A 12,136-nucleotide genomic window follows, 5' to 3' on the forward strand; every position below is an offset into this window, starting at 1 on the left:
CTAGCGCCACAAGGTCGTCACCGGCACATCCAGATCGGCGAAGAGTCGGCGAAGCAGGGGAAGCGAGATCCCGAGCACGTTGCCGTGGTCCCCCTCGATGCCCTCCACGAACCAGCCGCCCAGGCCGTCGAGCGTGAACGCCCCCGCGACGCGGAGCGGCTCCCCGCTGGAGACGTACGCCGCGATCTCCTCGTCGGACGGCGTGCCGAACCGCACCACGGTCGCCGCAACCTCCGACACCCCGCGGTCCGCCGCCACGTCGACCACGCTGTGCCCGGTCAGCAGCCGGCCGGTCCTGCCCCGCATCATGTGCCAGCGGCGCGCCGCCTCCTCGGGCGTCCCCGGCTTGCCGTACGCGACGCCGTCGAGTTCGAGCACCGAGTCGCAGCCGATCACGATGCCGTCGCCGAGCGTACGGGAGACGGCGTCCGCCTTGGCGACGGCCAGTTTCAGGCACAGCTCCTCGGGCGTGGCGGCGGTGATCGCGTCCTCGTCCACGCCACTGACGATCACCTTGGGATCCAGCCCGGCCGCCCGCAGCACACCGAGGCGGGCGGGCGAGGCAGAGGCGAGCACCAGTTCCGTCACACGAACAAGCCTAGTCGCTTCTACTATGTCTGACATTTACTGATCACTACGGGGGACGCCGGTGTCAAAGGCCACGGTCAAAGAGCGTGCGCGCTACTGGTTCGACAACACCATGGCCAGGGGCACGGCCGCCCTCATCGGCTGGCTGGCCCTGGTGTCCCTGGTTCTCATCGTGGTGGTCAGCGCGCTGACGATGTGGCTCACCCCCGACGAGGCGCTCCGGCACGACGGCCTGCCCGGAGTGCTGTGGCTGTCACTCATGCACGCCCTCAGCCCCGGCAAGATCGCCGGAGACGCCGGCACCGCCCCCTTCCTCGCGATCATGCTGGGGGCGTCGCTCGGCGGCATCTTCATCGTCAGCATCCTCGTGGGCGTGCTCTCCGCCGGGCTGCGCGGCAAGATCGAGGAACTGCGCAAGGGCCGCTCCCGCGTCATCGAGACCGGCCACACCGTCATCCTCGGCTGGTCCGAGCAGCTCTACACGATCGTCTCCGAACTCACGAAGGCGCACGCCAGCCAGCACGGCTCGGTCATCGCGATCCTGGCCGACAGGGACAAGCCGGCCATGGAGGACGCCATCAGGGCCCGGGTGGGCGACACGGGCAGGACGCGCCTGGTGTGCCGCACCGGCCGGCCCACCGAGCCGGGCGACCTCGACCTGCTGAGCCTGAGCACCGCGCGGACGATCGTCGTGCTGTCCCCCGAGCAGGAGGACCCGGACGCGCACGTCATCAAGACCCTGCTCGCCCTGGCCAAGCGGGCGGGCGAGCATCCTCCGGTGGTCGCCGCCATCGCCTCCTCGCGCAACATGGCCGCCGCCCGCCTGGCCGGAGGGCCCGGCGTCCACCTGGTCGACAGCGACGACATCGCCGCGCGGCTGATCGTGCAGTCGTCCCGGCAGTCCGGCGTGTCCGTCGTCTGCATGGACCTGCTGAACTTCGACGGCGGTGAGATCTACCTGCGCCGCGATCCCTCCCTCGCGGGCAGGTCGTACGGCCAGGCCCTCGACGCGTACGCGACCGCGACCGTCCTCGGCCTGCGCACGCCCCGCGGGGTGACGCTCAACCCGCCGCCTGACACGGTGATCGGTACGTCCGACGCGATCATCGTGCTCGCCCAGGACGACTCGCTCATCAGCCTGGCGAGCGGTACGGCTCCCGCGGACGAGCGGCACATCGTCCCCGCGACGCCCCCGGCGCCGGCCCCCGAGCGGACCCTGATGCTCGGCTGGAACGGCCGGGCCGCGCGGATCATCCGCTACCTGGACGGCTATGTGGCCCCCGGTTCGGTGCTCGACGTCGCCGGCGACCATCCCGGCACCGGTCTGGAGGGCCTGCGCAACCTCACGGTGAACGCCAAGGAGTGCGACACCACCGACAGGTACGCCCTGGAGTCCCTGGGCGTCGGCGTCTACCAGCACGTCATCGTGCTCTCCGACGACCAGCTCGATCCCAACCACGCCGACAACCGGACGCTGATGACGCTGCTGCAACTGCGTGACATGCAGGCGACCCTCGGGGAGAAGTACTCGATCGTGAGCGAGATGCACGACGAGAACAACCGGGCGCTCGCCGAGGTCACCGAGGCCGACGACATCGTGATCAGCGACACCGTCATCGGCCTGCTGCTCGCGCAGCTCGCCGAGAACCCGCACCTCGCCGAGGTCTTCGGCCACCTCTTCGACTCGGCGGGCTCGGAGGTCTACCCCAGGCCCGTGGAGAACTACGTGACGACCGGTGAGCCGGTCGCCTTCCGCACGATCGTGGAGTCGGCCCTACGGCACGGCGAGACCGCGATCGGTTACCGCGTGTCGGCGGAGTCCGGGGAGCCGCCCCACTACGGCGTCGTGCTCAACCCGGACCGGTCGCGGGCGGTGACGTTCACGCCCGGCGACTCCGTGATCGTCCTCGCCGAACACTGAGCCGCCGAACACTGAGCCGCCGAACACTGAGCCCGCCGTCCTCGCTCAACGGCCGGCGCGGTCACCGGCCAGCAGCGCGGAGCCCAGAGGCGTGAGCGTGTGGAGGACCGCGCCGCCCAGCCGGGTGGTCGAGATCAGTCCCGCGTTGCGCAGCACGGTGGCGTGCTCGCTGGCGGACGCGCGCGACACCGCGACGCGGTCGGCCAGCTCGCTGGTGGTGGCCGGATGCCGCAACGCGGCCAGGACCGCCGCGCGCGTACGGCCGAGAAGAGGGCCGAGAGCGTCCGTCGCGTCCTCCGGCCTGTCGCCCGAACACATCGGATACACCAGCACCGTGGAGAGGCCGGGGCGGTACATCAGCAGGGCTCCGGGGGCGAAGTACGACGGGACCAGAAGCAGCCCGCGCCCACACAGCTCGACTTCGTAGTCGCACGTCGTTCGGACGTGCAGGACCGGCGGGTCCCAGCGGCCGTCGGCGAGCAGGGTGGCGAGCAGGGCGTCGGTGCCGCCGCGCAGCAGCGTCTCGGCGCGCAGGGCCCGGTCGGCGGCGGCGGTCTCGCGGACCCGCGGCCACCACGACGCCAGCGAGGAGGAGAAGTAGCCGTTCAGGTCCTCGGTGAGCGTCCGCCACGCGCCGGCCTCGCCCTCGGCCAGCCCGTGCCGCCACGATCCCCCGTCCGGCGGGAGCTTGTGGATGTCGGCCGCGAGTTGCCCGGGCGGTGTCCGCCTGGCCAGTTCCACGCCCTCGGACAGGTCGCCGGCGTCCGGCTGGAGCAGGAAGTCCGGCAGGAACCCCTGCTCGGGGACCACGTCCATCAGTGCTCCCGCGCGCCTCGTCAGGCTGCCGCCGACCCGCCGGCGCCACTCCCTGAGACCGGGTCTCGACCAGCGGGGGCCGCGTGGCCTGCGGACGCTCAGAGCGGTCTCCAGCAGGGCGTTCGGCGCCGGGGCGAAAGCGATCCTGCACAGGTCGGCGGGGGTGAAGCGCAGACGCAACATATGGCCTCATTCTTCTCGGCGGCAACGCGGCGGGAAGCCCTTTCGGGGAGGACCGAAACGCACTGTGGTCTGCGTTCCGGCCCCGGCAGGGTCGACCGGGAAGTCGGGCCTCCCAGTCACGCGGGCCGTGCCGGGGTCAGAGCGCCTTGACGGAGGACATCACCTTGTTGATGTCGTGCCAGCGCTTCTTCTGGCTATCGGGGATCGTGACGAACACGACGGCGGGCTTCTTGTCCGGGACGTCCACGAGGGCCAGCGCCGCCGAGGAGACCCGCTTCTCGCCCTTGAGCGTGTAGTGCACGGTGTAGCCCAGCAGCCAGCCCTTCCGCTTGCCCGCCTTGATGGGCTGGGAGGCCGTCCAGGTGATCGTGGCGCCCGAGGGGTGGTGGTTCAGGGTCCACCGGGCGGCCAGGAACGCGGTGTCGCGCAGCGTCTCCTGCTCCGGGATCGGCACCGGGCAGGAGACCAGCATCCCCCGGTACGGCGTGCCCTTCACCCTGGGCAGCAACTGACGCGAGGCGAACGGCGTGGGCTGGGCGAGCGTCCACTGCTTGGTGAAGCGGGGCAGGGCGACGCCGGACCTGCGGTCCTTGACCAGGCCGCGGGTGGCGGCCGCCCGGCCGGGCAGTGCACGGAGCCGGCGGTCGGCCTCCGGCAGCGCGGGCACGCGGGGGTCCTTCAGCGCCGCCGCCAGCGCGGGATCCACGGCGGGACTGGCCGCAGGACTGGACGCAGGGCTCGGCAGAGGGCTCGACAAAGGGCTGGAGACCGGGCTGAGACCGGGCGTGGCACCGGCCGATGGGGGGTCCGCCACGGCGGACTGACGCGGCGCGGCGGCCGCGGTAGCCGTGGCGGGGTCGTCCCGGTCCAGCAGCACGACGGCCGCGCCCGCCCCCAGCACGGCCACCCCCGCCGCGACGGCGACGACTTTGTAGACCACCCGCATCGGCAGGTCCCCGAGCTTCTTGGGCGGGTTCGCCGGCGGCGCCGCGTCAGGGACCGTGATCTTCGGAAGCGGAGTGGTCTCGGCCTCGGCCGCTATGTAAGAGGGGACGGCCTTCGTCCCATAGTCCCCAGGTGACACGAACGGGAGCGTACGGCAAATCCCGTTATTTCGGGTACGTTCCCCATCACACTTCGGGAACGCCCACCCTCAGCCACGGCGCGTCCGCCACGACCGTCGCGGAGCCCGGTTCGATCTCGGTGAACCCGGCGTCCCTGACCACCGGCAGCCCGCTCGCGGCCAGCGCGTCCCACCGGGCCGGGACGGCCGTCCTGACCCGTACGGCGAAGCCGCGCCCGCGCCAGGCCGCTCTGTCCGCCTCGCCCGCGCCCCACCACGCGAACTGGGCGCCGTGGCCGGCCTGGGCCATCGCCTTGCCCGCCGTCATCTCCAGGCGGGGGTTGATCCAGAGCACCACGTCATCGGGGCCCGCCTCCGGCGGCGCGGCGTCGTCGGTGAGGTCGGTGCCCGACACCTGGAGCCTGGCGAGGTCGCGCGGCCAGCCGTCGAGCGGCACGGGAGGATGCACCCGCACCTCGGCCGTGCCCATGGCGACGGTGATCCCGGGCAGGTCGAGCGCCCGCCGCCACTCGGCGCCGCGTGCCCGCCTGACGACCTTCCTGATCCGGCCGTCCTGCCACTCGGCGACCTCCTGCGGCCACTGGGCACTGTCCAGCAGGCGCACCACCGCGGTCGCGGCCGCCTCCAGCGCGTCCGTGCGCAGGGGCGGCGCGGCCCGCTCGATGCGTACGACCAGGGGAAGAACGCGTTCGGTCACCCGACAAGGATCCCAGCTTCGCGGCGGTCCCGGACACGCGTGACGATAAGGGACGACATGAGCGCGGCCAGCAGGCACAGCGCGCCCGCGCCGTACCACGCCATGTCGTAGTTCCCCAGGCGGTCGCGGGTGACCCCGGCCACGGTGGCGACGACGGCCGCGCCGACCTGGTGGGAGGCGAAGACCCAGCCGAACACCACCGCGCCGTCCGCTCCGAAGATCCTGCGGCACAGTGCGACGGTCGGCGGCACCGTGGCCACCCAATCGAGGCCGTAGAAGACGATGAAGACCAGCATGCTCGGCTCGGCCGTGGCGGCGAACAACTGCGGCAGGACCAGCAGCGACAGCCCGCGCAGGCCGTAGTAGACGACGAGCAGGAGCCGCGGGTCCACCCGGTCGCTCAGCCAGCCGGAGAAGACGGTGCCGGCGATGTCGAAGACGCCGATCACGGCGAGCAGCGAGGCGGCGGTCGTCTCCGGCATGCCGTGGTCGTGGGCGGCCGGGATGAAATGGGTGCCGACCAGCCCGTTGGTGCTCGCCCCGCAAATGGCGAAGCCGAGCGCGAGATACCAGAAGTGCCGGGTGCGGGCGGCGTCCCGCAGCACCCGCACGGCCCGCGCGGCGGCGCCCCTGCCCGGCGTGCGCACCACCGGTTCCGCCGCGCCCAGCGCGGTCAGGCCGATCTCCTCCGGCGTGTCCCTGAGCAGGAACCACACGAGCGGGACGACGGCGATCGCGGCCGCCGCCACCGTGACCGAGGCCCACCGCCAGCCCTGCGTCTCGGCCAGGTGCGCGAGCACCGGCAGGAAGACGAGCTGTCCCGTCGCCCCGCCCGCCGTGAGCACGCCCGTGACCAGGCCGCGGTGCCGTACGAACCAGCGGTCGGTCAGCGTGGCGGCGAAGACGAGCGCCATCGAGCCGGTGCCGAGCCCGACCAGGACGCCCCAGAGCGCGACGAGCTGCCAGGTCGCGGTCATGAAGACGGTCAGGCCGCTGCCCGCCGCCACCAGCACCAGGGCGCAGGCGACGACACGGCGCATGCCGAAGCGGTCCATGAGCGCCGCCGCGAACGGCGCGCACAGCCCGTAGAGCATGAGGTTCACCGAGACCGCGAGCGAGATCGTGCCTCTCGTCCAGCCGAACTCTTCCTCCAGCGGCGTGATCAGCACGCCCGGCGTGGCGCGGAAACCGGCCGCCCCGATGATGGCGACGAAGGCGACGGCGGCGACGATCCACGCCCGATGCAGCGACTTCATGCCGAGCATCATCCTGGCGGGCCTGCCTCGGGGACAGTGGCCGGGAGGCCAACATGTGAAAGAATCGGGCCATGAATCCGGCCGTGCACCGCGTCGCCGTACTGGCCCTCGATGACTTCGCCACACTCGACCTGGGCGTCCCGGGACAGGTGTTCTGGGCCGCCCGCGATCCCGGCCCGCTGTACGAGGTCGTCACCTGCAGCCCGGGCGGCCGCCCGGTGCGGAGCCAGGCGGGCTACAGCGTCGTCCCCGATAACGACCTGAGCGTGCTCGCGACGGCGGACACCGTGGTGGTGCCGGGCATCCACAGTGGGACCCCGCTGGAGAACGGCACGCTCGACGAGGAGGTGCGCGCGGCCCTGCGGGGTGTCGCCGGACGCGCCCGGCTCATCTCGATCTGCACGGGGGCCTTCGTGCTGGCCGCCGCGGGACTGCTCGACGGGCGTCCGGCGGCCACCCACTGGCGCAACGCCACGAGCTTCCGTGCGCTGTTCCCCCGCGTAAGGCTCGATCCCGACGTGCTGTTCATCGACGACGGCGACGTGCTCACCTCGGCCGGCGTGGCGGCGGGCATCGATCTGTGCCTGCACGTCATCCGCCGCGACCACGGCAGCGAGGTGGCCAACCGCACCGCCCGCCGGTGCGTCACCCCGCCGTTCCGGGAGGGCGGGCAGGCGCAGTACATCGAGCGCCCGCTGCCCGACCCCGTCGGGACCACCACCGCGCCCACCCGGGCGTGGATGCTCGAACACCTGGAGGAGCCGGTCAACCTCGCCGCACTGGCCGCGCACGCCCGCATGAGCGTGCGGACGTTCACCCGCAGGTTCCGGGAGGAGACCGGCCTCAGCCCGGCCAGGTGGCTCGCCGGGCAGCGGATCGCGCATGCCCGGCACCTGCTGGAGACGACCGACCTGCCGGTCGACGCGATCGCCAGGAAGGCCGGGTTCGGCAGCGCGGTCTCGCTCCGCCAGCACCTCCACGCCGCCGTGGGGGTCTCCCCTCTGGCCTACCGGCAGACGTTCCGCGAGCCCGCCGTGCTCGGCTGACTCACCGGCGGTCGCCGGCGGCGGAACCGCGCCGGGCGTACGGGTCGCCCGGCCTGCGTGCGGGTCCGCGGCGCGCGGGGGTCCGAGCGGGCTGCTGATCGCGGGCCCGCCGCTTGCGCATGAACAGCCAGCCGAGGCCGAGCACGACCATCCCGATCGGCGTACGCGCCAGCCAGCGGGTGACGACGAGTTGCAGGATCCTCTTCATGGCATCCGCCACTACCCGGCACGGATGTGATCATGTGCACAAGACGAAAGCCGCCTTCCGGGCGGAAGACGGCTTTTTCGATATGTGGTGGAGCTATGGGGACTCGAACCCCAGACCCCTTCCATGCCATGGAAGTGCGCTACCAGCTGCGCTATAGCCCCTTGCCCACGCCACTTCGGTGGCGCGTGGCCAGTGTATAGGACTTTGGGGGCGTGGGTGTAACCGAGAAACCTCAGCAGGCGCAGGCCGCTCCCAGGGGCGCGGTGAGCGGGTCGGCCGGCCGGGCGCGCACGCCGGTGGGCTCCACGACGGGGAAGCCCTCGCGCACCCAGTATTCGAACCCGCCGATCATCTCCTTGACCCGGTAGCCCAGCCGGGCGAACTCCAGCGCCGCGCGGGTCGCGCCGTTGCAGCCCGGCCCCCAGCAGTACGTGACCACGGTCGCGTCACGCGGGATCAGCACGGGCGCCCGGACGGCGATCTCCGCCGTGGGCAGGTGGACCGCGCCCTCGATGTGACCCTGCCGCCAACCCTCCGCGCCGCGGGAGTCGACCACCACGATCCCCGGCTCGCCGGAGAGCAGATCGGCGCGTACGTCGGAGACGTCGGTCTCGAAGGCCAGCCGGGCGGAGAAGTGGGCGACGGCGGCGGCCGGCTCGGCGGCCGGCGTGTGCGTTACGGCGGACATGTCACCAGGGTGCCCGGCCGCCCCACTACGCCAGAAGAGGCGGAAACGCCGGATATCGATAAGATCCCGCCATGATCCCGATCCGCGGCCGGAGCCACACCGTGTCGGTGCTCGCCTTCGACGGCATGAGCCCCTTCGAGCTCGGCTGCGTCGTCGAGGTCTTCGGTCTGCCCCGGCCTGAGCTGGACGTTCCCTGGTACGAGCTCAGCGTGTGCGCCGAGATGCCCGGCCCGTCGCGTGCGGTCGGCGGGTTCACGATCGAGGCGGCGCACGGGCTCGACGTCTTCGCCGCGGCGCGCACCGTGATCGTTCCCGGCGTCGCGGACGTGCGGGCGGAGGTCTCCCCCGCTCTCACGGCCGCCCTGCGCCGGGCGCACGCGCGGGGCGCACGGATCGTGTCGATCTGCTCGGGCGCCTTCGCCCTCGCCGCCGCGGGGCTGCTCGACGGGCGGTCCGCGACCACCCACTGGAGGTACGCCGAACTGCTCCAGCGGCGCTTCCCCGAGGTCAGGGTGGATCCCGGGGTGCTGTACGTGGACGAGGGCGACGTGCTGACCAGCGCGGGCAGCGCGGCCGGGCTCGACCTGCTCGTCCACCTGGTGCGGCGTGACCACGGACCGAGCGTGGCCAACGCGGTGGCCCGCAGGCTCGTGGTGACACCGCACCGCGAGGGCGGGCAGGCGCAGTTCGCCGAGGCGCCGGTCTCCGCCGTGGAGGACGACGACCCGGTGGGCAGGGCGATGGAGTGGGTGCTGGCCGATCTCAGGCGGCCGGTCACGGTGGCCGCGCTCGCCAGGGTCGCCGGGATGTCGGAGCGCGGCTTCACCCGGCACTTCGGGCGGCGCACCGGGACGAGCCCTCTGCGCTGGGTGATCACGCAGCGGATCGCGGCCAGCCTGCCGCTGCTCGAGACGACGGCGGCGCCGATCGAGGAGATCGCAACCACCGTCGGGTTCGAGAGCCCGGTGACGTTCCGCCACCATTTCGGCCGTTCGATGCGCACCTCACCGTCGGCCTACCGCAAGGCGTTCCGCCGTTAGGGGATCGCCAGCGAGAACCAGACGGTCTTGCCTCCGGCGACCCGGCTGGTCCCCCAGCGCTCGGCGAGCTGGCTGACCAGATAAAGCCCTCTGCCGTCCTCGTCGAGCAGTCCCGGCTCGCGCACCACCGGCAGCCGGTGGTCGTCGTCGCTGACCTCGCACAGCAGGTGGTCGGTGCGCAGCAGCCTGAGGGTGATGGGCCGCTGGGTGTGCCGTACGGCGTTGGTGACGAGCTCGCCGGCGAGCAGTTCGGCGACCGGGACCAGCCGCGCGAGGCCCCACGAGCCGAGTGTCCGGCGGACCAGGCCGCGCACGCGCCCCGGCGTCGTCGGCGCGGGCTCCAGCAGCCACTGGGCGACGTGCTCGCTGGGGATGCCGCGGAACCGGATGGCGAGCACGGTCACGTCGTCCGTCCTGGCCGTGGACAGCACGTCGTCGCTCAGCGCGTCGATCGAGGCGCCGCTCTCCAGCCTGCGGCGCAGCGACTCCACCTTGAGCCCGATGTCCTGCCCCCGCTCCTCCACGAGGCCGTCGGTGTAAAGGACGAGCATGCTGCCGTCCTCCGCCGCGATCTCCATCGTCTCGAACGGCGTACGGCCCAGCCCGATCGGCGGACACCGGGGCGGCGACAGCACCTCCGCCTTGCCGTCCGGCCCCAGCAGGATCGGCGGCAGGTGACCGGCGCTCGCGATCGTGCACCTGCGCAGCACCGGGTCGTACACGCAGTAGACGCAGGTGGTGAGCGTCTGCGCGGCCAGCCGCTGGGCCATCTCGTCCAGCGAGTGCAGCACCTGCTCGGCCGGCAGGTCGAGCGACGCCAGGGTCTGCACGGCCGTGCGAAGCTGGCCCATCACGGCCGCCGCCGCCAGCCCGTGGCCCATGACGTCGCCGACGACCAGCGCCACCCTGCTGCCCGGCAGCGGGATGACGTCGTACCAGTCGCCGCCCACCCGCTCGGCGGCGGGCTCGTAGCGGTAGGAGATCTCCAGCCCGGGCAGTTCGGGCGGGTCGCCGGGGCGCATCCCGCGCTGGAGGATCTCCAGGGTCTCGTCCTGCTGCCGGTCCCGCAGCCCATGGAAGATCGCGAGCGCGGCGGGCACGGCGAACTGCCCGGCGGCGAGCACGTGGGCCTCGCCGAAGGGCGGGCGCCGCGGGCCGCGGGCCAGCAGCGCGCAGCCCACCGGCGTGCCGTAGGCCCGGAGCGGCACGGCGAGCAGGCGCCCGTCGAGCAGGGACGCCTCACTGACGCCGTCGCCGCTCCAGCGTCGCGGCAGCCGTCCGTCGGGATCGACCCGCTGGCGGGCGTCGCCGTCCACGTAGACAGCGGCGGCGTCGGCCAGGCCGGGCACGACCGCGTCGCAGAGGACCCTCGTCGCCTCCTCCGGCCCCTGGCTTTCGCCGATGGCGCGGACGATTTCGCTGACAGCACTCAGCACGGCGAGCGGTTCCCCGTCTTCCGGCACAGGCGTGTCCGCTCAGAATCGGTCGTCACGCCGGCAGTTGACGAACAGCTGGATCTCCGGTGGCGCCTGGGTGGTCGCCGGAGCGTACGAAATGTGGTTCTCCGAAAGCACGCTGAACCCGGCGGCTTCGATGACCTCGCGCAACTCGTCGCGCAGATATCCGGTCACCCGCACCGGCGCGCCGAGAAACTGGAAAGGCACGTCGTCGAGGTCGATCTCCACCATGCTCAGCGAGAACAGGCCACCGGGCGCGAGCACGGAGTGGATCTTGCGCAGCGCCTGCTCGATCTCCGCACGCGGCAGCATCAGCAGGCTGAAGAAGGCCGTCGCGGCGTCGAACACGCCGAGCGAACCGTCGAGTTCGAGCACGTCACGTTCGAGGAAGGTCCCGGTCGGCACGTTCTTGCGCGCCAGTTCCACCATGACCGGGGAGATGTCGACGCCGGTCACCTCGCAGCCCGCGTCGGCGAACTGCTGGGCCGTGGGTGCGCCCGTCCCGCAGCCCACGTCGAGGACCCGCGACCCCGGCTTCAGCTGTTTGATCATCCATTCGCCGGCGGCCACCTGGCCTTCCTTGTGCGGGAACGCCTCGTCGTACCGGCCGCCGATGCGGTTGAACGCCTCAGCCTGGATGGCGCGGTACTCCTGACGCGAATTGTCCGGTTCCGATTCGATTGTCATCATCGCCGCCGTTAATGATCAGCCGTCTTTGCCTCCTTCTAGATAGGGGGCTGAGCCTCAACAAGTCAAGACATTCCACGGCTAAATGGGCGTTTTGGCCAGCTATTGTGTCAAAGATCGTTGTAAACTGTGATCCGAGGTGCTTGATCACCGATCTTGATGGGCATCTGACCGCCCACAAAGGGGCAAGAAAAAAGGCGACCGGATGGCGCTGAGCCGTCCCGGCCGCCCTCTGGCGATCCTCGATGTGGAGCTATGGGGATTCGAACCCCAGACCCCTTCCATGCCATGGAAGTGCGCTACCAGCTGCGCTATAGCCCCTTGCGACGCAGTCAGTGTATAGGAGTCCATGCGAGGGTGGTAACCGGACGAGCCGACGTCGTGCCGGAGACGCTGTTCCCGCTGGTACGGGCCGCACGCGAAGCGGGCCCTCCCTCCTCTTTCGAGGAGGAAGGGCCCGAGATC

The 12,136-nt window shown here is 71.8% G+C and carries 12 protein-coding genes and 2 tRNA genes; 3 read left to right on the top strand and 11 right to left on the bottom strand.

Annotated features, from left to right (window positions below; genetic code table 11):
- Complete coding sequence (locus HHX31_RS24905) at positions 1 to 588, bottom strand: Maf family protein (protein WP_311932224.1); 588 nt, start codon at positions 586 to 588, stop codon at positions 1 to 3.
- A 61-nt stretch (positions 589 to 649) separates the two neighbouring features.
- Between HHX31_RS24905 and HHX31_RS24910 the strand changes: the two genes are divergently transcribed.
- Positions 650 to 2,509, top strand: coding sequence for a CASTOR/POLLUX-related putative ion channel (locus HHX31_RS24910; RefSeq protein ID WP_169950776.1), 1,860 nt, complete (start codon positions 650 to 652; stop codon positions 2,507 to 2,509).
- Positions 2,510 to 2,554: 45 nt separating this feature from the next.
- Here HHX31_RS24910 and HHX31_RS24915 read toward each other — a convergent pair whose 3' ends face one another.
- The 4 genes from HHX31_RS24915 to HHX31_RS24930 form a co-directional block, all read right to left on the bottom strand.
- Positions 2,555 to 3,508, bottom strand: coding sequence for a helix-turn-helix transcriptional regulator (locus HHX31_RS24915; RefSeq protein ID WP_169950777.1), 954 nt, complete (start codon positions 3,506 to 3,508; stop codon positions 2,555 to 2,557).
- A 136-nt stretch (positions 3,509 to 3,644) separates the two neighbouring features.
- Complete coding sequence (locus tag HHX31_RS24920) at positions 3,645 to 4,592, bottom strand: hypothetical protein (RefSeq protein WP_169950778.1); 948 nt, start codon at positions 4,590 to 4,592, stop codon at positions 3,645 to 3,647.
- Positions 4,593 to 4,638: 46 nt separating this feature from the next.
- Positions 4,639 to 5,289, bottom strand: a complete 651-nt coding sequence (locus HHX31_RS24925) for a peptidyl-tRNA hydrolase (protein ID WP_311932225.1) — start codon at positions 5,287 to 5,289, stop codon at positions 4,639 to 4,641.
- The gene (locus HHX31_RS24930; protein ID WP_211590276.1) at positions 5,286 to 6,545 is read right to left on the bottom strand and encodes an MFS transporter; all 1,260 of its coding nucleotides are present in this window, start codon (positions 6,543 to 6,545) and stop codon (positions 5,286 to 5,288) included. Before HHX31_RS24930 ends, HHX31_RS24925 begins: the two co-directional genes overlap by 4 nt.
- A gap of 71 nt (positions 6,546 to 6,616) precedes the next feature.
- Here HHX31_RS24930 and HHX31_RS24935 point away from each other — a divergent pair, with 71 nt between their 5' ends.
- Positions 6,617 to 7,591 (top strand): GlxA family transcriptional regulator, encoded by a 975-nt coding sequence (locus HHX31_RS24935; RefSeq protein WP_169950780.1) that lies wholly within the window; start codon positions 6,617 to 6,619, stop codon positions 7,589 to 7,591.
- A 1-nt stretch (position 7,592) separates the two neighbouring features.
- On the opposite strand, the gene HHX31_RS24940 is transcribed toward HHX31_RS24935, so the two are convergent.
- The 3 genes from HHX31_RS24940 to HHX31_RS24950 all read right to left on the bottom strand — a co-directional run bounded on the left by HHX31_RS24940 (position 7,593) and on the right by HHX31_RS24950 (position 8,487).
- Positions 7,593 to 7,799, bottom strand: a complete 207-nt coding sequence (locus tag HHX31_RS24940) for a DUF6203 family protein (protein ID WP_169950781.1) — start codon at positions 7,797 to 7,799, stop codon at positions 7,593 to 7,595.
- Positions 7,800 to 7,884: 85 nt separating this feature from the next.
- Positions 7,885 to 7,960: transfer RNA gene (locus HHX31_RS24945), tRNA-Ala, on the bottom strand.
- Positions 7,961 to 8,031: 71 nt separating this feature from the next.
- Entirely contained in the window at positions 8,032 to 8,487 is a 456-nt protein-coding gene (locus tag HHX31_RS24950) for a rhodanese-like domain-containing protein (RefSeq protein WP_169950782.1), read from the bottom strand.
- A gap of 71 nt (positions 8,488 to 8,558) precedes the next feature.
- Here HHX31_RS24950 and ftrA point away from each other — a divergent pair, with 71 nt between their 5' ends.
- Complete coding sequence (ftrA, locus tag HHX31_RS24955) at positions 8,559 to 9,527, top strand: transcriptional regulator FtrA (RefSeq protein ID WP_169950783.1); 969 nt, start codon at positions 8,559 to 8,561, stop codon at positions 9,525 to 9,527.
- Here the strand turns inward: ftrA and HHX31_RS34640 are convergent.
- The 3 genes from HHX31_RS34640 to HHX31_RS24970 all read right to left on the bottom strand — a co-directional run bounded on the left by HHX31_RS34640 (position 9,524) and on the right by HHX31_RS24970 (position 11,992).
- Complete coding sequence (locus tag HHX31_RS34640) at positions 9,524 to 10,990, bottom strand: ATP-binding SpoIIE family protein phosphatase (protein ID WP_169950784.1); 1,467 nt, start codon at positions 10,988 to 10,990, stop codon at positions 9,524 to 9,526. The two genes, ftrA and HHX31_RS34640, sit on opposite strands and share 4 nt — an antisense overlap.
- 12 nt (positions 10,991 to 11,002) lie before the next feature.
- Entirely contained in the window at positions 11,003 to 11,671 is a 669-nt protein-coding gene (locus tag HHX31_RS24965; protein WP_211590277.1) for a class I SAM-dependent methyltransferase, read from the bottom strand.
- A 248-nt stretch (positions 11,672 to 11,919) separates the two neighbouring features.
- A tRNA-Ala gene (locus tag HHX31_RS24970) sits at positions 11,920 to 11,992 on the bottom strand.
- Positions 11,993 to 12,136 lie beyond the last annotated feature (144 nt).

The sequence above is a fragment of the Microbispora sp. H11081 genome, from assembly GCF_012999535.1.
Taxonomy (GTDB): domain Bacteria; phylum Actinomycetota; class Actinomycetes; order Streptosporangiales; family Streptosporangiaceae; genus Microbispora.

Coding starts and splice junctions, on each gene's coding strand:
- HHX31_RS24915 (WP_169950777.1), bottom strand. CDS start 3,508: ATGTTGCGTCTGCGCTTCACCCCCGCCGACCTGTGCAGGATCGCTTTC.
- HHX31_RS24930 (WP_211590276.1), bottom strand. CDS start 6,545: ATGAAGTCGCTGCATCGGGCGTGGATCGTCGCCGCCGTCGCCTTCGTC.
- HHX31_RS24935 (WP_169950780.1), top strand. CDS start 6,617: ATGAATCCGGCCGTGCACCGCGTCGCCGTACTGGCCCTCGATGACTTC.
- HHX31_RS24940 (WP_169950781.1), bottom strand. CDS start 7,799: ATGAAGAGGATCCTGCAACTCGTCGTCACCCGCTGGCTGGCGCGTACG.
- HHX31_RS24950 (WP_169950782.1), bottom strand. CDS start 8,487: ATGTCCGCCGTAACGCACACGCCGGCCGCCGAGCCGGCCGCCGCCGTC.
- ftrA (WP_169950783.1), top strand. CDS start 8,559: ATGATCCCGATCCGCGGCCGGAGCCACACCGTGTCGGTGCTCGCCTTC.
- HHX31_RS24965 (WP_211590277.1), bottom strand. CDS start 11,671: ATGACAATCGAATCGGAACCGGACAATTCGCGTCAGGAGTACCGCGCC.